At 65.0% G+C, this 24,668-nt stretch carries 18 protein-coding genes; all 18 read right to left on the bottom strand.

The window, feature by feature from the left end; all coding sequences use genetic code 11:
* Positions 1-1,186, bottom strand: a 1,186-nt coding sequence (gene eccE, locus F0Q45_RS12800; RefSeq protein WP_149654310.1) for a type VII secretion protein EccE, incomplete at its 3' end; no start/stop codon positions are given.
* A complete protein-coding gene (gene mycP / locus F0Q45_RS12795; RefSeq protein WP_149654309.1) occupies positions 1,186-2,622 on the bottom strand; it encodes a type VII secretion-associated serine protease mycosin in 1,437 nt (478 codons plus the stop codon). The genes mycP and eccE, both read right to left, overlap by 1 nt.
* Positions 2,619-4,178 carry a type VII secretion integral membrane protein EccD gene (gene eccD, locus F0Q45_RS12790; protein WP_149654308.1) on the bottom strand — a complete coding sequence of 520 codons (1,560 nt, stop codon included), beginning with the start codon at positions 4,176-4,178 and terminating at the stop codon, positions 2,619-2,621. The genes mycP and eccD overlap by 4 nt, the downstream gene beginning before the upstream one ends.
* A 19-nt stretch (positions 4,179-4,197) precedes the next feature.
* Positions 4,198-5,742: an AAA family ATPase gene (locus F0Q45_RS12785; RefSeq protein ID WP_149654307.1), complete on the bottom strand. Its 1,545-nt coding sequence runs from the start codon at positions 5,740-5,742 to the stop codon at positions 4,198-4,200.
* Between the two features lie 184 nt (positions 5,743-5,926).
* Complete coding sequence (locus F0Q45_RS12780; RefSeq protein WP_149654306.1) at positions 5,927-6,775, bottom strand: ESX secretion-associated protein EspG; 849 nt, start codon at positions 6,773-6,775, stop codon at positions 5,927-5,929.
* A gap of 147 nt (positions 6,776-6,922) precedes the next feature.
* Entirely contained in the window at positions 6,923-7,219 is a 297-nt protein-coding gene (locus F0Q45_RS12775) for a WXG100 family type VII secretion target (RefSeq protein WP_149654305.1), read from the bottom strand.
* 56 nt (positions 7,220-7,275) lie between these two features.
* Entirely contained in the window at positions 7,276-7,602 is a 327-nt protein-coding gene (locus tag F0Q45_RS12770; protein WP_149654304.1) for a hypothetical protein, read from the bottom strand.
* Positions 7,603-7,720: 118 nt separating this feature from the next.
* Positions 7,721-9,076 (bottom strand): PPE family protein, encoded by a 1,356-nt coding sequence (locus F0Q45_RS12765; protein WP_149654303.1) that lies wholly within the window; start codon positions 9,074-9,076, stop codon positions 7,721-7,723.
* A 117-nt stretch (positions 9,077-9,193) separates the two neighbouring features.
* Positions 9,194-9,490: a PE domain-containing protein gene (locus F0Q45_RS12760; RefSeq protein WP_149654302.1), complete on the bottom strand. Its 297-nt coding sequence runs from the start codon at positions 9,488-9,490 to the stop codon at positions 9,194-9,196.
* 136 nt (positions 9,491-9,626) lie between these two features.
* Positions 9,627-13,808, bottom strand: a complete 4,182-nt coding sequence (gene eccCa, locus F0Q45_RS12755; RefSeq protein WP_149654301.1) for a type VII secretion protein EccCa — start codon at positions 13,806-13,808, stop codon at positions 9,627-9,629.
* Entirely contained in the window at positions 13,808-15,391 is a 1,584-nt protein-coding gene (gene eccB, locus F0Q45_RS12750) for a type VII secretion protein EccB (RefSeq protein WP_149654300.1), read from the bottom strand. Before eccB ends, eccCa begins: the two co-directional genes overlap by 1 nt.
* A 14-nt stretch (positions 15,392-15,405) precedes the next feature.
* Positions 15,406-17,259 carry an AAA family ATPase gene (locus F0Q45_RS12745; protein WP_149654299.1) on the bottom strand — a complete coding sequence of 618 codons (1,854 nt, stop codon included), beginning with the start codon at positions 17,257-17,259 and terminating at the stop codon, positions 15,406-15,408.
* A gap of 54 nt (positions 17,260-17,313) precedes the next feature.
* On the bottom strand, positions 17,314-17,988 hold the full coding sequence (locus F0Q45_RS12740) for a hypothetical protein (protein WP_149654298.1): 675 nt from the start codon (positions 17,986-17,988) through the stop codon (positions 17,314-17,316).
* Between the two features lie 541 nt (positions 17,989-18,529).
* A complete protein-coding gene (locus tag F0Q45_RS12735; RefSeq protein ID WP_149654297.1) occupies positions 18,530-18,712 on the bottom strand; it encodes a hypothetical protein in 183 nt (60 codons plus the stop codon).
* Positions 18,713-18,812: 100 nt separating this feature from the next.
* A complete protein-coding gene (locus tag F0Q45_RS12730) occupies positions 18,813-20,879 on the bottom strand; it encodes an ADP-ribosyltransferase (RefSeq protein ID WP_262490983.1) in 2,067 nt (688 codons plus the stop codon).
* 289 nt (positions 20,880-21,168) lie between these two features.
* A complete protein-coding gene (locus F0Q45_RS12725; protein ID WP_149654295.1) occupies positions 21,169-21,654 on the bottom strand; it encodes a hypothetical protein in 486 nt (161 codons plus the stop codon).
* Positions 21,654-22,304, bottom strand: a complete 651-nt coding sequence (locus F0Q45_RS12720) for a hypothetical protein (RefSeq protein WP_149654294.1) — start codon at positions 22,302-22,304, stop codon at positions 21,654-21,656. Before F0Q45_RS12720 ends, F0Q45_RS12725 begins: the two co-directional genes overlap by 1 nt.
* A gap of 331 nt (positions 22,305-22,635) precedes the next feature.
* Positions 22,636-24,582, bottom strand: coding sequence for a hypothetical protein (locus F0Q45_RS12715; RefSeq protein ID WP_149654293.1), 1,947 nt, complete (start codon positions 24,580-24,582; stop codon positions 22,636-22,638).
* Positions 24,583-24,668 lie beyond the last annotated feature (86 nt).

Here is a 24,668-nt window from a genome sequence, read left to right as displayed (position 1 = left end):
GTGGCACGGCGGCAAGGGTTCCGTCGTCGAGTTGTCCGAGAATCTGTCCGGACGGACCGATCGGCACCCGAACATCGCGCACGGCCGAGAAAGGCACCGTGGGCATCGTCGCGTGCAGGCTACGGTCTCCGGCCGGCAGCGCCGCATCGAGCATCTGACGCTGAATCCCTGTGGGGTGGCTCAATTTCGCTTCCGCCAGCGGCTTGTAGGCCTTGCCGTGGTGGACGTAACGGATGAGCACACCGACTTCGATCTCGGCGATGCCACCGGCGCCCGTCAGCCGTATCACGGTCACCGTTTCCTCGGTGCGCCACGACCACCAGCGGTCGAACTGGCCCTCTGCCAACAGTTCTGGGTTGCCTACGTAGGTGGTGATGAAGTTGGGCCCCGAACGGATGAAAGACCATTTCTCCTGGTTGTCTACCGGGCCCACCGGCGCCAACAGCACGTCCCCCATCTCGTCGAGGTCCTCCGCCGACAGCGCGTGTGCGCGGATCTGCTCCTGTTGCAGGCGCTGCACCACACGATGGGCTGCGGCCGCCAACGCCTTGGGCCCGGAACGCCGCGAAGGACCACGTTCGACGATGCGGTCGAGGTTGTCCAACGCGTTGAGCCGCAGCACAAGCCAGGTCCGGCGTTGGCCCACCAGGTGGCGGGGCCCCACGAACTGGGAGTACACGGTCCGATATGCGGTCCCGGGCGGAACGTGGCAACCCGCCTCGATGACGTCGATGTCGATATTGAGTCCGTACTGGCTCATCAGCGAGACCACCAGGGACAACGGCAGGACACTTCCGCTGTCAGTTCGCCCGCCCGCTTCGGTGGTCAACGCCAGGGTCGGACCGACTTCCACGGCGGCGACCAACGTGTGGCCGTCCCACCGCACGCCGGCGTTGCCGGAGATGACGTTGATGTCGGTCGCCGGGGTCAACGCCGGCGGCAAAGGCTTACCGCGCTGCCGCAGGAACGCCCAGATCACCGCGAACCACTCGACGAGCACCACCCGTCCACGGATCGGAATTGACAGCGCGACCGCAGCGACGAGCAGGATCACCACAGCAGCCCACACCGGCAGGGCCTTGGCCACGGTGAAGGCGATCGTCACCCACACGGCCACCCCGTACACCAGCGCCGAGGCCAGGGGAACCCGGGTCCAGCGTCTCCGAGGACGCGCCGTGGCCACCATCACTGCCTCCTTCGCCGAGTTCCGGTGGCCGACACGATGATGAACACCGCAGCCACCGCTGCCGCCAACACGCCGATCGTGATCGCCGCGGTCCACTTCGGCGCCGAATCCGGAGGCGGCGGCGGTTTGGGCAGCGACAGCTCAGCGGCCTGCACGGTCACTGCGGGAGCACCGTTGACGGCAATGTCGTAGGTCAGTGCCGCGACGGGATCGATCAGCCCGCGACCCACTACGTTGTCCACCCCACGAGCGGGCGCATGGGCGGTGGTGATGATGCGCGTCGCCACCTCGCGGGCCGTCATCTGGGGGAACCGGGACCGCAGAAGCGCCGCCACACCGGAGACGTAGGCCGCGGCAAACGACGTGCCCGCGATCGGCACCAGCCCGCCTTCCTCACCAGGGACCCCGTTGATCACGCCCTGGCCGCTCGAGGACAACGAGACGATTCCCGACCCGGGCGCAGCCACATCGACCCACGGGCCTGCCATCGAATTTTCGGCGCGCACACCCTCAGGTGAGACAAACCCCACCGAAAGCACCAAGTCGTCGAACCACGACGGAGTGGACACCACGGTGACGCCTGCCCAGTTTCGGGGGTCCTCGGGCCGGGCGGGGTCTGGGTCGTGGTTGCTTTTGCAGCTCTGGTTGCCCGCCCCGGAGTCGATGGAAGCGTTGACGTTGCCGGCCGCAGCCACGACCAGAGCGTCCTTGACTTCGACGGCGTACTTCAACGCCCCACCGAGCATGGCCTGATCGATCGGATTGGACACCTTCACGCACGACACCACCGACACGTTGATAACTCGGGCTCCCATGTTGGCGGCGTGCACGATCGCCCGCGCGAGGGTACGGATATCACCGGCGGTGCGAGAGTTGTTGGGGTCGTCGGGATTTGATGACTGGTTCTCCGGCATGTACGCCAGCGACGTCTGGCGGATGGCCAAGATCTGAGCATTGGGTGCTACGCCGATGAGCCCGTCGGTCGGCGACGGTGAGGCAGCGATGATCCCCGCGACAATCGTTCCGTGGCCCTCACAGTCGTCGAATCCGTTGCTGCCCGACGCCGGGTCGACGAAGTCGCCGCCGGCGATCATCCCCGGCAGCCGCGGCTGAGGACGTACACCGGTGTCGATCACGGCCACTATCACTCCGGCCCCGGTGGAGAACTTGTGCGCCTGTGCGATCTGCAACGCCGTCAACGGGGGCGGGGTCTTGGCCAGGTCCGAGGCGGGCAGCACACCCCCGACCACACACGCTCCGTTCTTGCGCATGGGCCCATCGGGGCCAGGCGGGCCGTCCGGCGGTGCGGCCGACACGTCGGGATTGGGCGGGGTGACCGCGCTGGCAGTCCCCAGCGGGGCCGCGGCCACCAGTGTCGTGACGAGCGCCAGGACGGCGGTGGTGCGAGCAGCGATGAGCACGGCGCGCCCTCTCATAGCAGGTTCCGGAAGAACGTGAACGCGCCAACGATCCAGAACGCCAGCATGGCCACCGCGAAGTTGGCGACGAACTCCACATGCTCGATGCGGCGCAGCGTAATTGGCGACATCTTCGTCCCTGGCAGCACCATGCCAGCCACAGCCGCCAAGAGCGACACCGCCGCCACGCCGCCGAGCACGCTGATCGCGGCGATCGTATTCGACGAGCCGACGATGACCGTCATCGTCAATCCGACCAGCAATACGAACGCCCCGAGGAAGAAGGTGACAGCCTGAACCCGATCGGGCAGTGACCGCCCGCGCAGGACCAGCACGAGAATCGACAGGATCGCCACGGCGACTTCGCCCCAGAAGTAATAGGTGCCCGGCTCGACGGCGACCACCGCGCCGGCCACGATGATCGCCGCCGCGCCGATGAACAGGCCCGTCAGGTACTTGTTGGAGACCCGCGATCGACCTTCGAGTTGGGTGTCCTCATCGTCGGAGAGCGCCACGGTGCGCACATCGTTACCGTCGTCGAACACCTCGACTACCATGGCGGCCTCGTCGAGCTCGTTGCGGTCGATGTCTTCACCGGGCACAGGCAGACTCGGCGGCTTAACACCGGCCAGCAGCAGGGAAAGCCCGGGCGCGACGGCCACGATGATCATGCCGGCGACAACGGCGACGGTACCGATCTGGCGCATGTCGAAACCGGTGAAGGTCCGCACCCCGGCGGCGACCGCCCCGGCCGCGGCCAGGGTCACCACCGTGGTGTGCACGCTGATCCCAACATTGGTCAGCCACAACACCATTACTGATACCGCCGCGGCAGCGAACGCGGCGGCAAGGACGTTGGCAGACGTCCAATGCCCCGGTGTGCCCTCGTAGGCGGGTACGGCCACCCACCCCAGCGAGAACGCCAATGGCACTGCAGCGATGCCCGCGGCGTAAGACACCGGTAGCACGGATCGGCGCGCGGCCACGATCGCGCCCGCGATGGCCAGCACAGTCAACGCACCGCTGGGCGGCACCCACCATAGGCTCGACGGAGTCGACCACCAGGCCGCGATGGTCAACGCTGCGATCAGCGCGGCGCCGCCGACGATGGCGATCAACCCGAGCGCCCGCGCGGTGTCGGCGGTGAAGGAGGCGAACTTGACCGCGTTGAATTCGGCCAGCGCGTCGCTGCCGTCCTCGATGATCGGCTTGAACACCTCAGTCGAGTGCACCTCGCGCAGCAGCAGCCGTGCCCCGTCGAGGATCCCGGCCTCAGCCAGGGTCAACGTGCGCGCAAACGGCATGCCGCCTTCGACGGCCAGGGTGTAGACCCCCGTGGTGCTGAAGTCGACGTTGAGTCCTTCATTGCGCAGCGTCTCAGCCAGGAATGGCACCAGCCCTTCCATGATGATCGACAGCGGCGCATGCGCAGCCAACGAGGTGTCGACGTTGTAGTTGCCGACATGGATCGCCACACGGATCTGCTCAGGGACCGCCGCAACTGCCGCACTGGTGCTCTGCGGCTGCCCGCCGGGCTCGGCGGGCAGCGAATCAACCGGCAATACGACCGACATAGGTTGGCTCCCTTCGCTTTTAGCTCGCCGCAGCGACTGGGGCCGGCGGTTGCGGCACAGAGAAGTCGTCGGCAAGCAACGCCGCGAGGTCCTCAAAGGCCTGCCGTGTTTTCTTCTTCAGCTTGTCCAGGTCGATGAACAAGCCTTCGTCGAGGTGCTTGTCGAAGGGGATGTGGTGCAGTTTGAGCTGCTGGCGAGCTAGCACCGTCATCAATGCCTGCATGTCCAGCCGGGTGTTGGCCGTGGTCTCGTTGACCACCAACACTGTGCGCGCCAGCAGTCCCTCATAGCCGTGGTTGCGCAACCAGTCGATGGCAAGTCCTGCCTTGATCGCACCGGGCCGTGAGGCTTCTACAAGCAGCACAAGGGCATTGGACTTGTCCAACACCTCGCGCACCACATGGGAATTCAGCGCCTTATCGCCGTCCCACAACAGCATGCTGTAGTAGTGCGAGGCGATCTCATAGACATCGCGGATGTCCTCGGGAACGAGCACCCGCTCGCCGTCAGGACGCCAGCCGTTGGCCAGGACGTGAAGATCGGTATCGGTGGTTGATAGGAACCTCTGAACCTGATCATGCTGGCGCAGATCGTCGGGCTCGGTGTCGAGCATCTCCATCATCGACAGATTCTGCTGGTGCACCGCGGTGCGCAGCGGCAGATCACCGGCATCTGGATCGGCGTCCACTGCGAGCACACCGTCGGCTCGGATCGATGCGAAGACTTGCCCCAACGTGGCGGTCACCGTCGTCTTACCGGCTCCGCCCTTGAGCGTGACCACGGCGATCGCATACATCGTGTCCTTGGGAGCCCGGATCCGCCGGTGGACCTCCCGGCGCCGCTTCTCCTTCTTGCCTGGCACGAGTTTGAAGCCGGTCTTGTTGGCCGCCCCTCGCCACCCGGTGTTGGCCACCGGCGCGCACTTCGCGGTGGCCGTGGAGATCAGCTCCTGGCGGATCCCGGCCGAGGCCGCCTGAATCGGCGCGCTGGGCCGCCGGTAGTGGTCGGACTCCGCTGCGCGTCCCACGGCCTGCTGGCGATCGGGGACGGCCTGCCAGCCCCGGTGATCGTGCTCGGTCACCGCGGGGATCTGTTGAGTCACTTCGGCGCGGCTGAACTGATCGCCCTGCGGGCGGCGCGGGGCCATGGCCGGGCCCGGCCGCTGTCCCTGGGGTGCCGTGGTGGGGGCTCCCCACTGCTGCGATGGCGCTCCCCACTGCTGCGGCCGCTGGGGTGCTTGGGTGGCATATTGCTCGGGCCGCTGCAGCACCGCGTTGCCGGCGCGTGGCGCGGCAGGCTGGCCCCAGGGCGGCGCCGACGGTGCGGCGCTGTCGGATCGGTAGCGTTGCTGCTCCTGGCCGGCTGCTGCTGGCGCTTCTGAGGACGCCGGGGCGGGATTGGCCGACCAATCGGCCGTGCCGGCAGGCGTGATCGTCGTCGGCGGCGGGCCCGGCAGATCCTCGGCAGCCGTCTCGGGTTCCGATGGTACGGACTGCGAGGGCTCTACGTAACTCTCCGGTTCCGACCAGTGCCGGCCGTTGCCCGTTTCGACATCTTCAGCCATTCGGCTCACCTCTCCCCGCAAAATTTGAACGGCGCAACCGGCCTGTCGTCCGATCGCTTGATCGCTCTCGCTCTGGGCTTGCCCCAAAGGCTGTTTTTCCAGCGCTCACCAGCACACTAGCGCACCAGAATGGTCAAACTCAGGGCCGAAGAGCACGCATTTTCCAGCACCGATGCACCGGCCATCAGCCCCTTAGCACCTGTGCAGCGAACCAATCTCGACTTGGGGTCAACTGCACGAGATCCGACATCGCCGCCCGGAACCGGGCGTAAGTGCCCGGCCCGAAAGTCACCCACAGGCGGGAACCCTGCCGTCCCACCGCAGAGAGCACCCGACCGTAGGAGGTGTCGGCCACGAAGACACCTGCCGCTGTGTCGACGGTTTGGATTCCGCGGTTCTCGCGCATCACGATCTCGCAGCGTTGCCCTGAATACGCCGACACCTCGTTGAGGATCTTGGCGGTCGTCATGTCGAGACCCAGTTCTCCGCGCAGCGCTCTGACCATGTCCCCCGGTGTGGACGCCGCCGAGAGTTCGGCGACCTGCTGCAGCGGCATTGTCACGGATTCGAACTCGGCCGGCGGCGGCGCGAGCACGTCGGCCGACTCACGCATCGCCGACCAGATCGGTGTGGACACCACGTCATCGAGTGAGTGCGTGGTCGACCATACGGCCTGGACGACCAGCTCGTCGTTGCGACGCAGCGCCATCACGTGGCTTTCTCCTTGGCGTGCCACGACCGCCCGCCGCATGCGGTCGCCCTGCATCCCCCGCAGGGTGACCTCGATGTCCGGTCGCTCCAGCACCCTCATCCAGGAGGCCAGCGTCGGGTCAACGACACCGTTGGTGTCTATCAGGCCTGCCTCGATGAGGACCGCAACGGTCAGGTCATCGACGCGGGCCTGGTCGTCGGGGTAGTAGACGTTGTTCATCAGTGCCAGCACCGGCGGCAGGCTGTCGATGCCCATCAGCCGGTTGATGAACAGCGCTGAGTCAACGCTCAAATGGGCGGCGGCCAGAATGTCTCTTGCCATAGCCCTCGATGCTACCTGTGCGAGCAGGGCAGTTTCGCTGCGCAGCAACCGTTTTCGGAACCGCCGTACCAGCGTGGTTACGCAGCAGGGCGCCTGGACCCATCCGCGATGGATCGAGGCGCCCTACCAGTAGGTAATTGGGATGAATCAGCCGGGGAAGAAGCCCATCATCTGCTTCTCGTTGGTCTGCATCCCCGCGGTTCCGTTGTGGTAGGCGTTCACACCACGCTGGGTGACCTCGATGGTGTCCTGGCAGACGTGCTCGAACTTGGTGAAGCTGTCGAGGAACGTGTTGGCGGTGTCACCGTGGAAGCTGCCCAGCAGCGTCTGCTTGTTCGCCCGCCCAGCGTCCAGGAGTCCCTGAGCGGTGGTGCCGCACTGCTGCAGCTGCGCAGCGATCGACTCCATCAGCGGGTAGTTGTAGTGAACTTCGTCAGCGGCCATGATGTGTTCTCTCCTTGAGGGTCAGTGGTTTTCGGCTCATCAGATGTGGGGTTGGCTCAGTGGAACGGGTTGACGACACCCGTGATGGCTTGAAAGTCGCCCGCAGCCGAGGCTTCCTGCGCGTCGGTGGCGCCGATACCGAAGTGCAGTGCCTCGCGGATCTGGTCGAGGACCTGGTTGTTGCTGACGGCGGTCTGCTGGACGTCGCTCAACCAGGTCTGGAACGCATCCGACATCTGGCCGCGGTTGGCGGCCAGGGCACTGTCGGCGACGATCAGCAGCTGCTTGTTGTTGGCCGTGGCGGAATCAACCAGCCCCTGGAAGCTGGCGGTCTGGGCTGCCTGGACTGCCATGTCCATGTTGAATGGCATGCCACTGCTCATGAGTGTCTCCGTTTCTCTGAAAGGGTGGTGGAAATGCCGCTCCTGGACTTACACGCCGGCGTGGCGTGCCGCGCTCCGAACAGCCTTGAGCGCAAGTGGGTGGGGAAGCCCGCCTCCATCAGCTGACCTCCTGCTTGTCGGTCTGCCTCTCTGCAACCAAGGCGCCGGCCGACACTGTCTCTTTCTCTTCGGGACTGCGCCCCCAGATCGCAATGAGTTTGGTGTCAGGACGTTTGACTGTCGCCGCTTTCGCTTCGTCGCGGCGGCGGGCACCGTGCAACGGCATTCCCGAACCGCCGGGACGCACAGCCGACGCGCCGCCGGGTGAGGCAGGCGCAGACGGGGGCGCCGAGCCCGACAGAGGGCCATCCCAGCCGCCGGGGAAGCGAAAACCTGTTGAGGCGCCGGACAATCCGGCCAGGCTCGGGACGCGAATGGCCGCGGATAATCCACCGCTGCCGGAGCTTCCGGCCAACCGGTCCAGCGTCGACGAGCTGGGCTGGGTGTCGAAGAATCCCGGACTGTCCAGACGGTGCTCGGGAGACACCTGATTCATCAGATTGCTGATCTGCGAACCGAACTGCTGACCGACCTGTTGACCGACCTGCTGGACTTGTTGTGCCACCTGTTGCGGCGCCTGCAGCGCAGTTTGCCCTAGCGAGGCGGCCTGCTGGGGAATCTGCTGCACCAACTGCTGACCCATCTGCTCAGCTGTCCGGTCGGTCGTTTCACGCTGGGCACTGTTCTCACGGAAGCGGGCCACCGCAGCCTGGGCTTCGGCCTTCTGGGCTCCGTCTTGGGCGCGCTGGGCCATCCAGGTCGCAGCAGAAGCGATTCCGCCGACCTTTCCCTTGAGCACGGACACAGTGTTCTGCGCCTTGATCGCTTGCATCTGAACACGGTCGGTGGCCGCCATGGCCGCGTTCAGCGCTTGGGTGATCACCGGCGGGAAGCTGGTGATACCGGTGATGGGGGGCAGTTTGGCGAAGGGATCGAACGTGGTGTTGGCCATCGTCTGCGCCAGGTAGTTGGCCTGCACGGACACGTCGCGGATCCACATCTCAAGGTACTGGCCCTCTTTGACACCGATGGGGATGGTGTTCATGCCCAAGAAGTTGGTGGCGTGCAGCACGGCGGTCGTCACGCGGTTTTCCACGATCTCGGCCATTTGGGCCATGGTGGTGTAGGCCTCGGTGAAGGCCGCGGCTTGCGCCGCAGTCCGCGCCGCCGAGGTGATGATCTGGGCCTGCAGCAGACGATTGGCGATGATGAACCTCACGACGACCCGCTGCATGGCCATCGCCGCCTCGCCCTGCCATGACGCCGACAGGTACCCCAGCAGCGCGGTCAGCCGGTCGATCGCGAGCTCGTAGGCGGCGGCCGCGGCGGTGAACTCCGCCGACGCCGCGGTCATGGGCGCCGCACCGGCACCCGACATCAGGCGCCCGGTGATCACCTCAGGAGGCCCGAACATCAGCGCCTCCCCCCTTCCGCGGAGCGCTACAGCGCCGCTGAACCGCCGACCGACGCTGTGTCGGTGCCGGCCCCCGCCGCTGCCCGCCCGCGATCATGATGGTGGTGGTGTCCCGGTTTACAGGAACTGCGACCCGTTGGCCGCGTCGACGATTTCGTAGCTGGCGTCGGCGACCCCGAGTGCCCCCGCGTAGCGCGCCAGCTCCAGGAACCCCAGCGCAGACGTACCGAGCAGATCCGCCGAATGCGCGCTGGTGTTCATGGTGGCCAGCGCAGAAGCCTCATCGGTGCCGGCAGGCGCAGGCGCCATGATGACCGGCGCTGCGCCGTCGATGACACCCGCAGTGGACGCCACGTTACTGACCACATCGGCGATGCTCGCCATCATGACAGCCGATTCAACGTTGGTGATCACCAGCAAACCTCATTCCCGAAACCTTCCCGCGCGGTAATGTTACCTGTGATGGTAAAACTTGTGACCCGTTTAGCGCCACCACCAGAGTGCGGTGTCGTAGTTTTTCCTGCTCCGGGCTCTGCAGATCGTCTCCTCATCAGTCCCCCAGGGAGTCGTCGTCGCTGTAACGGATACCCGACCAGGCACACTGGACCCGCCCATTGCGAGTGAAGCCGGTCTCGACGTAACGGGCCCGGCCGGGAATGCCGAAGTTCTCGAATTTCTGCTCCCCGATCTGCCCGTCGAACTTGTTGCCCGACAGCATCACCGTTGGCGCATCAGAGGTCAGCCGGCGCAGAAGCGGGTCGCGGTTCAGCGCCATGAACAGCTCTTCGGCCGCTCGGGCGATCACGAAGTGCAGACCACGGGCCAGTGACTCGTTCTCCAGCCAGGGCAGCGCCTTAAACACCGCCGGCTGATCCCCGCGGTTCCGGGTGTTGGCGAACAGATGGTAGTCGTCGATGATCACGAACACTTCCGGCCCCGTCCACCACGACCGCGCCGCTCGCGTATTGGCATCAATATTGGGCGCCACGTTACGGCTTTCCATGTCGTACTGCTGCCACACCCTGATCGCGGCCTCCATGAATTCGTCATCGTTGGTGACGTAGGCGAACAGATTGTTGTTGCTAATCTTGCCCAGGTGCCGCCGACGCGGGTCGACGAAGATGACCGCGGCCGCGTCGACGCCGCCGGGGAACCGGCGCGTGATGCTGTCGTACAACGCGCCGACAGCCTCGCTCTTGCCCGACTTCGCGTTGCCGGCGATCAGCAGGTGCGGCTCACGCCACATCTCGGCATAGGCCGGGGTGAGTCGTTCCTCCTGGATGCCGAAGGCCAACCGAAGCCGCCGGCGTGGATCCCACCGGCCCTTGTTGCGTTCAACGGACTTCTGATCGGCCTGAGCGACCATCACCGCGAGTTGGTCATAGGTCAGCGAGGTCGGCAAGGTGCGCAGCCGCTCGGCCGAGCTGGTGGCGAACTGTTCGGCGATCTGACCGACCAGCGCAGCCATGCCGCTATTGATCGAGGTCGGATCGCCGATGCCGTCGATGCGAGGCAGCGCGACGAGGCCATACAGTTTTGACCCTGTGGCCAGGACGTGCCCGGGGGCCTTGCGCCGGCTCTTAGCCAGGGCGTTGCTGATCCGCGAGAACTCCGTGTCGGAGTGAAGCTCGATGACGCTCTTCATGTGCGGTTCGATGCCCCGCATTTCCACCACGCGCGCCGTGGACAACACCAGGTGCACCCCGTAGTTGAGTGCACCCACGATCAGGGACTCGACCTCGCTGCCGCGGTATTGCAGCACCTGCCCCTCGGCCACGGCCGCGTCCCATCCGTCAATCATGATGTAGACGTCGCCGTAGGGGTCCTCCCGCAGCAGCGGATGGTCCGGGTTGGTGCGCAGCCGCCGGTAATCAGCCATCGTGCCGATCTTGTTTTCCCGGAATAGCCGCTCGCGGTTGCTGATCAGGGTCCGCACCTGCGAGAGCATGCGGTTGATGGCATCGGGCTCGGCCCGGCTGGCCACACCGCCCACGTGCGGCAGATCAGCCAGCGGGCCTAGCCCGCCGCCGGCGTAGTCCACCAGGTAGATCTGCACCTGCTCGGGAGTGTTGTGCAGCGCCAGAGAGCACGCCAGGGTCTTGATGACCGTCGACTTGCCGGACTGGGCGCCACCGATGATCAAGACGTTCTGGTCAGCGGTGTCGATGGTCCACAGCGGCTGGGCATGCTTGGCCGGATCATCGAACAACCCCATCGGCACCCTCAGCTTGGGCAGCGCGGTGTTGGCCGGAACCGCCCAATGCTTCAGCGCAGGCTCGGTCTGATCGAGGGTCTTGACCTCCAGCGGCGGCAGCCACATCCGGTACGGCGGCGGCACGTTAGCCGAGCGAAGACGATCGATGAGGGTGGTGAAGATGGTGGGAGCGTTCTCGAGTTCTTCGTCGGTGCGCTCAGGTTCGCTGACCACCTCGACCGAGTCCGCCGGGTCTTTCGGGAGTGGAGCCTCGATCGCTGTGAATGCCTGCGGCCCCACGAAACCTCCGTCGTCGGTGCGCATTCGGGCTCGCTCGACGATGACCTCCGAGGCCGGCGGGAAGTACGCGGCGCCGGTGAAGCCGGCGTAGAACTGCGTCAGCTCACCGGCGCGGTCACCGGCGCTGGACAGCAGGATGCCGTGCCCGGGGTTGCCCGGCAGCCGGTAGGCGGCATCGGAGCTGTCCAGCAGAGCCCGTGACTCCTGCGGGGTCTGGGTCTTCAAACCGATCTTGTAGCCGATGTTGGATTCCAGACCGCTGGTGCGTCCGGAGGTATCGAGGTTCTGCGAGGCGAACAGCAGATAGATCCCCAGGGAGCGTCCCACGCGGCCGATGCGCTTGAACAGGTCGCCGTATTCGGGGTATTGGGTGAGCAGCTCGGCGAACTCGTCGATGATGACGAACAGCGACGGCAGCGGCGGTAGGTCGACACCACGCTCGCGCAGCTGCTCGTAGTCGCGGATGTCCTTGACGTCGTAGCGGTTGCTCAGTTCGTCGGCGTTGCGCAGGATCTGGAATCTGCGCTCGATCTCACCGCCGACCATCTCGCTCATGCGGGTCACCAGGTGGGCTTCCTGTTCCATGTTGGTGATGACCGCGGAGACATGCGGAAGATCGCCCATTCCCAGGAACGTCGGGCCGCCCTTGAAGTCGACCAGCAGCATGTTGAGCATGTCCGGGGAGTGCGACACACAGCCGTTGAGCACCAGGTTGCGCAGGAACTCCGACTTGCCCGACCCGGTTGCTCCCAAAAGCTGCCCGTGGGGGCCGGTACCGCCTTCGGCGGCCTGCTTGAGGTCAAGATCGAGCCGGTCCCCGTTGGACAGGAACCCGATGGGGATCCGCAGACGCCGCTTGTCGCCGTATCGGGTGATCGCGCTCCAGGTGTCCATGGGCTCCAGCGCACCCGGGTCGCGGACCCGCATCAGCGTCGGCCAGTCACGGCCACGTTCGGACTGCTTGGCCTGACGCCCCAGACTCGTGAGCGAGGCGACTTCATACTTGGCCAGCTGGCGCGCCATCGTGCGTGCATCGGTCAGTGAAACCTGATCGGCCACAGCCACTTTCGTCGGATCGGCCAGCGGCTTGTCCGCTTCAGTGCGCCACACGGTGCGGTCTGCATCGCACCGCAGCACGATGCCCTCGCTGGATGTCAGTGCGTTGTCGGGCGGGTTGACCATCAGCCACGTCACCCCGGCCCGGGGTGCGATCACTGAGTCGATCAGCTTGTCGGTGACAGCCGAGTCGATGACCACCAGCACATGCCGATACTTGTCATTAGTGAACTCGACATGAGGGTCGAAGTTCATCATGAAGTCGATGATCTTGGCGGGATCGTCCTCGTCCTCACCGCCGACACTGGCCGTCAACGTCGACCAGTCCGAATACATCATCCGCGCGCTGCCGAGCCGGTCGAGCTTGAACGGGTGCTGGGTGTGAGGCAGCCACTTCATCCATGACCACTGCGGCCCGTCTGGATCGTCGGTGAGCACGATCATCGCCAGGTTGTCCGGGCCGTGGGTGACCGCAGCGTGCAGCAGCATCGCCCGCAGCATGCCCAGCGCCGCCTCCCTGTCCCCAGAGAACCCGATGATCGGGAACCGCGCCGTCGCCAACGCCAGCGGCATCGACGACACCGTGGAGTGGTGACGCAGGAACCGCACGGTCTGCACCCAGCCAACCGGCTCGAGAAACTCCCCCGGCGGAGCTTCGGGGGCGACGATGCGCGCGGCCAGTTCTACTTCACCGAGCCCGTAGCGCAGCGCGGTGTATCCGTCGTTGGTGGGCGTCACTTCCCACATGCGTTCTGTCCCAATGAGGCTGGACAGCACCGCCGGATCAAGAAACGCGTGCTGCAGCCCCTCATGCATGCTCAGACCGCGGTCGAAAACCTTCTCCCGCGTCACGCCCAGGCCGCGTGTCTGGGCTTTGCGGTCCGACAGCAGCTGCGCACGCGAAGTCCCACCACCGCCGCTTTGCCCGAACATCATGCTGCCCATGCCCATGAGCATGATCAGCGGGAACATAATGAACATCGGGTTGAACCGCCCCGAGCGCAGCATCAGCGCGACCATGCCGGCCAGCACCACCAGCATCATCAGCGGCACGCCGACCGTGCGCATCTTCGATGCCGGTTCGCCCTCTTCGATCTCCTTGGGCGCCGGCACCGCAATCTCATCGCGCGAGATCCGCGGCGGGGCAACCGGTATGGCCGGTCGATTGAAGCTGGTACGCACTACTTCACTTCCTTTTTGTCCAGACGCGCGACGGTGGGGTTGGGCGGCACGCCGTCGTGACGGATGAGCGCATCCTTCTGTGACAGCGTGGGGCCCGGCGCGAACAACGACACCACCACCCACGGCGCCGGCACCGGGTAGTGCAGCTTGAGCGCGGTCAAGGTGACCTCACCAGCTTCCTTATCGGAGGTGTCAAGCCCGAACCGCACACCGGTATCAGCGATCCAGAAGTACGACTCGCGTAGCCGTGAATCCGTTGCTGCACTGGTGACTTGAACGAACCGCCCGGTCGTCGAGGGCATGTAGACCTGATCGGCGGTCATCCCCTTCGACGTCGCCGCCGACACCATCGGCACCAGCGCCTTGACCTGCTGGGGAGTCAGCGGCAAGGTCCGCCCGGTAAGCACCTCGGTGCGCGAGGTGGGCTCGTCACCGTAATGCGACCAGGACCAGCACGTCACCGGCTCGTTGTCGGCGGCAACGAGGTGCACTGCGTCCTTGGGGTAGAACGACACCGCCAGCTGGGTGGACTTCGGAAAGCCCGCCAACTCGTCGGGCCCGACCTCCACGGGTTGGGTACTGACCTGCGGGTTGGCCGCCCTGATCATCGTCGCCGCGGTCAAGCTGACCTCCTGCACCCCATCGAGCAGTGTGGCGTAGTAGGTCTTCTGGCCCGCCAGATCCCGCACCGCCAGGATGGTGCCCACCGTCAACGGCTTGTTCAGCGCGAACGCGGGCCGCTCCCCGACTCCGGTGATCGCCGGGACGACCAGCGGCGGCTCGGCCGGGATCGCATTAAACAGCCCCTGGGAGATCGGTAGAACCAGATCGTTGGCCTTCATTCCGAGGGCGTCGGCGACGATGGGGTCGGTGATCTCCAGCGTCGAGCGGACTACGACGCCGTCGGGCCGCGCATAGATCAGCCAGGTTCGGTTGTCATAGCCCACCAGGCGCGCCTGGTTGCCGGCCATCGTGGCGGTGTCGGCCCTCTTGCTCAGGGCACCACCGATGGCGGTGGTCGTGACCGGGGACCGTGCCGTGGTGGGCAACCCAGATACGGGATCCAGCGGCACCGCCGCTCCGGTCATCGTCGAATCGCAGACCGTCCAGATCGACCACGGGTCCGCCGCGTTACGAATATCGTTGGGCGCACCGGGAATTCCGACCAGCGATCCCCGCGGATACTTGTTGATCTCCGCTGAACTGGCCTTGACCGGATTGTCGGGCTGACCGACGATCAACCGCGCCGAGGTCAGGTTGGCCACCGGGTCCAGCCGATCCCCGACCCGAATGTAGAGAGCACCGGAGTCCTTGTCGGCCACGATCTTGGCGTCTTTGACCTTTCCGGCCGGGGAGAACAAACCCCACACCACCGCTCCAACGCACACCACGACACCCAGAGCGACACCCAGCACCAGCGGCGAGGCCTGCGCGCGCTGAGGATCGTCAATCATGCGGGTGTCCCGGCGCACCAGCGCGTGCTGCAGTCGCCGGTACAGGAATCGCCACCCGCTGACCTGGTATTTGGCCGTGAGCCGGAAGCCGCGGCGGCGACGCTGCTCGGGACCCTCCAGTTCAGCCACAGCTGTTCTCCCGACTACTCATCAAACCGAACTCCCTGCACCGAACACGCTTCACGGAACGCCCGCTCCACATCGCTGGCCTCGATCGTGACCAGCACTTCCTTCACCGACAAGTCGACCGACGGGCTCGACGACAGCCGGTAATCCCTGATCTCCGTGGCCTTCTCGGTCACGTTGCGCACGAATCGGGCATTGCCACCCTTGTCGATGCCAGACACCACGCGCGCATTGCCAGCGGAGTCAACGTCATCGACTTTCATCGCTGCCAGCTTCTGCAGGTTGCACAGCAAGAGATCCTGCGCCTCAGCCGAATACAGCGCAGACTCGGCGCTGGCCATGAGATCAGCAATCTTCACCAGGTCCTCAGGCGTATACGACTCGAAATGGATCCGCGCAGTAAAACGCGACGCCAGACCCTCGTTCATCGTGAGGAACCGATTGACATCGGCCTCGTAGCCGGCGATCACAACAACCAGCTTCTTGTTCGGATCCTCGGTCTTACGCTCGTTCTCCAAGCGCGCCAACAGCGTGTCGACCGCTTCCTGCCCGTAGGCGTCGCCACCTGAGTAACCCATCTGATACAGCGAATACACCTCGTCCAGGAAAAGCAGACCCCCCAAAGCCTTGTCGATGACGGCGTTGGTCTTCGGCGCCGTTTTGCCGAGATACTCGTCCACCAGCTGGGGCCGGGACGCCTCCACCACCTCGGGCCGCGCGATCACGCCGAGCCCGAACAGCAGCAGCGAGAGGATGCGCGCCATCGTGGTCTTGCCCGTACCCGGAGGGCCCACGAAGATATAGGCCGCTCCGACCTCTTTTTTCGCGATGCCCACCTCGGCGCGCTTCTGGTCCATCAACGCCTTAGCTTCCAGCCGGCGGATCTGTTCTTTGACCCCGTTCATACCTATCTGCTTGTCCAGCAACGCCATCGCTTCGGCCCGCACACTGTCCCGGCGTTTCTCGCGGGCCTCGCTCTCCAGCAACGCCGCCGAGCTGCCCGACTCGGGATCCCAGATATCCGACCGGGTCGCCAGCGACGCCGCAGTGACCATCTCGACGGTCTTTTCAGGATCGTCGATCGCCTCCTGCACCTCGGGCAGATTCATCCAGGCCTGCAGCTCCTTGAACGCCTGCATGGCCTCGTCGCGCTGTCCCTGGGCGCGCATCGCATACCCGCGGCCGAGGCGCAACCTGGCGTGCACCTCGTTGGGCAACCCCCCTGTGCCCAGACCACTTTCGGCGTAGCGCTGCGCTTCTGCAGCGTTACCAGTGCCGATCAGCGCCCACACCTTCCACACCAGCATGCCGGCGTTTAGCAGCTTCACGAAGTCGGGGTTGTCCTGCGAGCGCCACTGCTGGGTGCCCTCGAAACTGAGCACGTCGGGCCAGCGCCGCGCCAGGCCGAGCAACCCCAGCCGCACGTAGTCGAGCAGATCCAGATCCAGGGTCGACACGTTGGGCTGGCGGGCCTCTCGGGTGATGACTTCTTCAGCCTTGGCTAGCTGCGGCGGCTCCGCTTCGGCCAGCCCAGCGGCGTAGGCGATCGCCACGTGCAGGCGCGTGTGGGTCGGCATACCGAGCGCGAACGCGCCCAGCGTCATCGACGTGACGACATTCAGGTCGGAGACGGTCATCCGGGCCGTTCTGAGCGCCGCACCCAGATTAGACACCGACCGGTAGGCGCCGGCGGTCACCGCGAGCGATGTCTCCCTGGTGGCCAACCTGCCCAGCCAGGCGTCGCACATCGTGGGGTCGGCCTCGACGGCTTGGCGAAACGCCTCCCGCGCTTCATCGGTCTGACTGTTGCGCAGGTATCTCAACCCCAACACGAAAATGTCGAGCGGTTTCAGTCCGACACCTGCCGTCATCGCGCACCAAGCCCTCTCACAGCAACGGAAAACGTGCACGCCAGAAGGGCGCAGCTATGCGACGATCCTAGCCGGGCTAGAGGGGGTCAACCGGTGCCGACCATTGACGAAAATGCGGCCCCCGGCAACGCCGGTGTAGTGACTGACCTTGGCCTGCCGTGCGCAGGATTCCATCAGCGGGCAGCCCTTACACAGCATCTCCGCTTCAGCGCAGGCGATCCGGCATTGGGACTTGTTGCCCCCGGCAGCAAAGACGGCCTCGGCCCGCTCCTCCCACTGCGCGATAACGGCGATGTTGGTTCGGCAGTTGGGCACGTTGGCAGCCCCGGGCTTGGCGGCGGGCCGGGCAGCGCCACGACCACGGCTACCCGCCAGGGCCTGGGCCAGTCGAGCTGCGGCCCCGGCATGCACCGCCGGAACCGCTGTACGGGGCGCGATGGCCGGACGGGTCGCGAGCCCGTCGTTCATCTGGGCCGCCCGCGCCGCCACAGCAGGCTGGGCAAGCCGATGCTGTTGCGCCCGTTCGGACGTGGCCTTCTCGATGAGCACGGTGGCATCCGCCCCGTTGGGCCCGGTGCCCGGCATCGCGGCATCGCCGAGGACCGCAGGATCGATGTCCATCGCGGCCATGAACGGCGCCAGCATGCTCGGTGGCGCCGCCAAGACCGCCCGAGCGGTCGCGACCAGCCCGATGCTGTTCAGATGGTCAACGACCTTGCGCCGCGCCAAGCGACTCTGCCGACGGTTGCCGTTGGCACGTGCCGCGGCGGGATAGCTATTGCAGCTGGGGCAGCGGCGACGCTGCCCATTCTTGAGGGATCGGCACATCAGAAGGCCCCCGCAATCGGTCGGGCCGGGATACGACAAAACATGGCTCCCCTTCAGCGAAGGTGTCTTTGGCACGACCAGAATAACCCATATTCGGAAACTTCACCACCACTGGTAAGTTTTGATCTGCCACCAGCTGCCGCCCAGCACGCATACAAGGCCCGTCAAAATGTCCCTACACTGTTGTTTCACCCTCTCCGCCAGCCATGAAATCAATGGCGGAAAGTGCAATCTATGCTCCGCGCTGCGCACCCACCGCAACAGCTTCCTTCCCGCCTTCAACGGGCGGAACCGAACACTGCCGCCGATTCACTACAACGCTCTCGACGACGGACGGCATGTGGCGAAATGCATGAGTGTGGCGCGTCGATATCAAACACGCGAGGTGCTAACCCCACGCCTTCTGAACAGGCGACGAAACGTCCCTCGACCGCCCGTCTCCTTATTCGTCGGCCGCGCGCACCGGTTCCCCGTTGCTCAAGTCGTAGGCCGTTGACCTGATCGTCACGATGTCGAGTTCGTCGAGATCGGCCAGTCTCCCAATGGAATCGGCGATCGCCTCCGGGCTCATCCCCTCATCCAGCCGCTGTCGGATCTCATCAATCTGCGCCCTGGTCAACACCATCTCAGTCCCTTTCCCCGCACACCTAGCGCCGCCAGCACCCCGCCGAGGGACATGCCATTTCCCCTGCGCACCGACATCGCCCGGAACGCGTCCGCCATCATCAGCTTGCCTTCTTCCAACCACCGGCACCAGAGTCCTCCGCCTCAGCCACCAGGTCCTCACCGACCAGATACACCGTCGGCTTACCGTCGATGCCGTTGTGATCGACGTGCACACACCGCAAGTGCGAGCCCATCGGCAAAATCACCTCGTCCTCACCAGAGAACTTCGAAATGCTCTTCACCGGCAAGCCTTCCCGAGTCCGCACGACCATGTAGTACGGCGGATACCCGGCGAACGCCGAGGCCGTCGACTGCTTGGTGGTCGTGCTGGTCACCTTCCCCACCTCCATCCGCGCGCCCACCGTAAACACCGCATCGATGTACTCCGCCGGCGTCCCCTTCCACCCACTGGGAACCTTGGTGCCGCGAACCACCGTCATCGGTGTCATGTTCGGGTTGTGCTCACGGAACTTGTCAAACGCCGACTCGATACCCGAAACCACGGTCTTGATCGAACCCGACGCCGTGGCACCGTCACGCCCGCAGATGGCCGCGTTGATCGCGGTGTAACTGCCACCGGTGTAGGTCGTCAACGCCGAGCGTTCCTTGCCGTCGAGCGCCTTGTTCACGAACGCCGCATTCGACACCGTCAATTCACTGATGTTCGATGTCTTGACCCCCGACCCTGTTGTGGAAAACCCCCACGCCTTGAGGTTGCCCGCACACTGCGCGATCACCGCATAGTCATCCGCGGTCTCCTTGCCCCACGCCCGTATGCCACTGCGCCACAACGACTTGTGCTTCTCCGCGCCGAGGCTGTCCGGCGGGATCTTGTGATCGAAGTGTGGTATGACACCACCCCCACGCGTCGGCGTACCCAGCGCGCGACGATGCGCGGCCACATAGGCCTCCTCGGCCGCCGCGGCCCCCTTACCTGCGGCCAGCGCCTCGGCGCGCGCCGCCTCGCCGGCGGCCACCGCCGCCTTGTCGCGCATCAGCTTCTTGTGCCGTTTGGTCGCGTCGTAGATGTCCGCGCGCACAGGTCCGGCACCCACGGAGTCGATGAGCTTGTCGCGCGCTTCACCCATCCTGTCGTCGAGGAAGCTCTGATGCTGCTCGCTGTTCCAGTGATGCTCAGCGGCTTGACCTGCCAGCTGCATCATCACCTGAGACTTGATGTGATGGACCTGCACCTCGATGTCGCTGGCTCCCTCGTGCAGTGCCGGCAGCTCGGCGAGCAATGGGATGCGGCCGGCCTTGTTCAACGCCGCAGACTTGCCGCCGGCTGCGGCAACGCCGTGATAGACGCCGTCGCGCTTCTGCAGGATCAGGAAGTCTCCGGACCCGCGGCGATGGATCGCCGTCCCGCCGTCGAGCAGGCGACCCTCTACCTCCACCGCTCCCGAACCGGTCTCCATCAAGAACGTCGCCGGGGTATAGATCGAGGTATCGCGCACCGCACCGGGGATCAGTTCCGGTTGCGGTCCCGCATCCAGCGCCCCGGCGGCCTCGGCGGCTACCGCCCGGTTGAGCGACCGCGCCAGCGCCTCGACCTCGTCGGCGCTGAGATTGGCGCAGTACTCGTCGCGCTCCTCGTCCGGCAGCGTCGTCGCCACGCCGTACTTTGCGGCAGCTATGTCGTCAGCCGCCGTCGCGACCGCGAGCTTGGCCTGCTCGTGGGTCGCCTTCGCTGCGTCGATCGCCTCCCCGGCTTCGACGAGCTCCGCGAGCTGCTCGGCGGTGAGCGCGTCCCCGTCGCCTGAGCCCATCTCCTTGACCAACTTGCGCCGACGCGCCTGCGCCCGTGCCACCGCCTTACGCGCGTTGTCGGCGGCTTTCTCCGCAGCGGCCAGCGTCTCCTGCGCAGCCTCCAATGCCTGTTGTTCCGGCGAGACCTGCGGCCCGGCCAGTGCGGCCTGTTCAGCCTTCGCCGCAGCGACGAGCAGACCCGCAGACGGCGGGTTGGAGTGATTGCTGGGCATCGGGGTGTCCCCGAGCACCGACTCATCAATACCCATCGCCTTCATGAACTCCGGCAGGACGCTGGGCGGCGCGGCCAGGATGGCCTTAGCCGTCGCGACGAGGCCTTGTTCGGTGAGGTGATCGACGACCTTCTTGCGGGCCATACGCCCCAGTCGGCGATTTGCGTTGGCCTTGGCCGCAGCACCGTAGCTCCCGCAGCCAGGGCAACGCCGCCCACCATGCTTCGTCGATCGACACACTGGCGGGCCTCCTTCAGGGTCTTTGGCAGCTACACCCCGGAAGTACCGGTCCGCGGCGGCCTTTCCGTCGCCGCGGACCGCAATTCGATGCGACACGGCCCTGCGAGCAGCCCGGATGCCATGTCCCCAGCGATCAACAGCCCGTCAGCAGCCATCAATTTCAGGATGTCCGCCGGAATTCCGCAGATTCGCTTCAGTCGATCTCGGTGATAGATTGCTGCGACTTGATGTTGAGTCCCACCGCGCGATAGTCGCGCTTCCGGTCTGGCATGTTCCACCAGCGGGCGAACGCCAGCCGCAGTGCGAGGTCGGCTGAGGGCCCGATGCCGCGTAGCTTGGCGAGCAGTGCGTCCTGGTCGATGTCGTGTTTGGCCCCATAGCTTGAGATCCCGTCGCCGGCCAGATGAAATGCGTCGCTGACCTCTGCGTACACAATCGGCCCAAGAATGGGGCCTAGTGCGATCACGCTGCCGTTGAGGACGTCGGCGAGACAGTCGGCCTCATGTTCTGTGAGCTGGATGCGGCGTAATTCGCTGCGCCCGAGGTCGTGCATCGCAGCAAGGAGTGCCCCTGTTGCTGCCGCCGGGGCTTGGTAGGTGAGTGCGGCGACTTCTTCGATCCAGCTCAGCACCTCCTCCGAGGGCGGCGTGACAGATAGGCGCGGCAGCTTGGTTGCCATCAGAGCTCGCCTTCATCGCGATCATCGGTGATGAGTATCTCCGATTCGGCCAGCGCGCACCCGGTGTCTGCGTCCTTGGCTTCCAGCAACCACTCACCGCCGGTACAGATGTCGCCCACGTAGTCGCGCAGAAGCGAGGTCAGCTCGTCGCGCGGGGGCAGCTCGTGGCGCCTCAGCGGCCCGAATTCGTAGTCGGCTGCCTCCCAACCGCGCCAGCTGCCGTCCTCTTGGCGATGGCTTATCTCTAGGATCACCAGTGGGGGTTGGCCGCGCAGCGCACGGATGGATTGCATGAGCCCGGCGTCATCTGCAACTGCGGCCGCGTCGTACAGCCCTTTTAGCTCGGTGTCGCTGAGATCCCGTAGATCCGCGATCCCGTCCGCGCTGTCGTAGGTCATCTGCCAACGGCGAACAGCCGTCTGGTATCGGTCGCCGTCGATGTGGCAGTCTATCCACGCCCCGGCTGGGCCATACGAAGTGATGGGCATGTCGAGCAAATCGGGGTGAAATCCCAGGAGGTCAGGGTAGGCCGCGATCAGCTCTGCGGCTATCCCATCGGCGTCCCACTCGGTGATCTCGTCGTAGGGCAGGGTGTCGCGCACGTACCGGTCGACATCTTGGCGACTAATGTGCATCTCTGATATGACCATACCCCCTAGTGTAGCATTAGTGTTGCACCAGTGCTTCACTAGTGTCCTTACATCAGTTAGGGACCGGCACAAACCGCACGCCGTCGGGGCCGAACGATTCTTGCGCTGGGATAATTCGTTCTCACGAGTCGCGGCCCCGCAATACGGACAGCGCCACCACTTGATGCAGTGCCACCACCGAACGCGACCGCCAAGACCCCCAGAAACGCCAGCCGTAGCGGCGTGAACTGTCGGGTCGGTACACACCACACCCGCCAGCATCCGGGGCATCGGTGAGGCTTATCTTCGTCGAACCGCTTCATGTTTCTCCTAGCCGATAACGATGCGCTGGTTAATGATTCGGGCCTATGTCGGACACCTGTGGTCGCCGTCCCACTTCGCCGTCTCCTGCGGCGGCGCTACGCTGGATAAGTCTCACTTTCTTTTCATGCCAGGCGCGCAGAACTCCGCCCTCCTTGGCGTACACCTCGGCCAGGCACTCGTGGACGTGGTAGCACCCCGACAGATGCGGATCGGCGAGATAGGTGCGGTCATAGTCCCAGCGCACAGCGTCTGGGGCCTGGCGGCGAGTGACCTCGCCGAGATACCAAGCGGCACCTTCGAAAAAGTCGGCGTTGACTTTATCTTCGAGCAACTCCTCCGGCCCGGAGGCCACTTGCCGGATCAGCACCTCCAACGCGTCAAGGCTATCGACGCTGAAATCCCACTCCTGTCCAGATCCGAATTGCGCTATCCACCGCAGGAATTCGTCCTGGCGTTCAGCAAGCCAGCACTCCAGGACTTCCCGATCGGAGCGTCTGCGGCCCGCTCGCCGCTTGACTGCTTCGCGGCGTCTCTGGGACTTCTCGATGCGGTGGCGGATCGCCGTGGTCGCCCAAAGTTCATACATATGACGAAGGTGGTCTGGCGAGGCCTCCGGTTTCCCCGTATATCCCCACGGTCGCAGGACCCTGTCGAGTTCCTGCACGAGATACACCGCGCTGGGGTAGGAAACCTCGTAGGCCTCGTAGAGATCGTTGATCGCGATAGTCAGCCCGTGCCGACCTTCACCAGTGCGCTCAGCGTTACTTGCGGTGAAGGACCATCGCGACGGTATCGCCCGATGCAGGGTTTCGCCGAAATACCACACCGCGCCGTCGATGAAATCGTCGCCACACTCGGCGTCGAGGAAAAAGGTACCGGGAGCGCAATGCTCGAGTATCACCTGGGCAAGACCTTCAAGGGAGCCGGCCGAAAAGTCCCATTGGCGGCCGACACCATAAGCAGCCACCCAATCGGCGAACTGGGCCTGCTTCAGGTCGGCCCAGTGCTTGACGGTATAGGCGCGTTGGCGAATTGAGTCCAGGCCAGGGGTGAGTTCGCGACCGAGCACGTAGCCGGGTCCACGCCGCCGGCAGTCCTCCGCCTCGGCGATCCAGGCGCAATGGATCCGGGTGAACGTTTGCCCATCTCGGCGTGCAAGTGCATAGTCAATCAGGTGAGCGGGCGACACCCTGCCGATACTGCGCCGCACGACCGGGAACCCGTTGGTCAGGTGCTCGGGATGCACATCCCAAATCCACTTGCCGCCACCTACACGCAGCAGACACTCACCCACGTAAGCGGTTATGGCGTCGCGGATCAGCGGGTCCTGGCAGACCGAGTCGTTGACGACGAATCCTTCCAGGGTGTGCAGCGAGGCCGTCGAATAGTCCAATACGACATCGGGTTGTCGTGCCGTTAGCAACGCGAGCAGACCAGCGATGCTGTAAATCCACTGATCACGCTGAGACCACCACCGATTCGCCGCCTCATCCCAGCGCCACGACCCGGTCTCACTGGAGTGGATCCACGCCGGCCATGGCTTATCCCACAGCGGCGCAACGTAATAGGTGTAGGAAGAGCGCAACCACATTGGATCACCGGCACGGGCCACGGCGCGTAGATCTCCACGCGGATTTTTCCACCACCTGTGCGTCTTAGCAACCGGCTCTACGACATAGTCGCCGGCGTCATAGCCATAGTCGCATCGTGCCCAACGGCGTTTCTTCGGATCTCGGCGGCGCACGATCTCTCCCAGATACCAGGCCGCAGCACCGCTGAATCCGGCATTAGCTGGGTCGTCGATGGCCTGCGGAGTCGAGAATCCGCCGAAGACGATGTATGTCATACGATCTAGCGAGTCGAGGCCAAAGTCCCACAGATCGGCAACCCCCCCACCGTAACAAGTAACCCACTGCGGAAACGCGGCCTGTTGACGCTGCGCCCACGCCTGACCATCCTCGATAGGATCGTCCATGATCGGCGAGTCAAGTGATCGGCCACCTTCAGACACAGCGCAGCCACAGGGTCGCGCGCGGCTGGGTCCGCGGCAAAGCGGACGCA

This window comes from Mycobacterium simiae, assembly GCF_008370645.1.
Lineage (GTDB): Bacteria > Actinomycetota > Actinomycetes > Mycobacteriales > Mycobacteriaceae > Mycobacterium > Mycobacterium simiae_A.
Note: the sequence above shows the minus strand (reverse complement) of the source record. Positions and strands in the feature narration are given on the sequence as shown.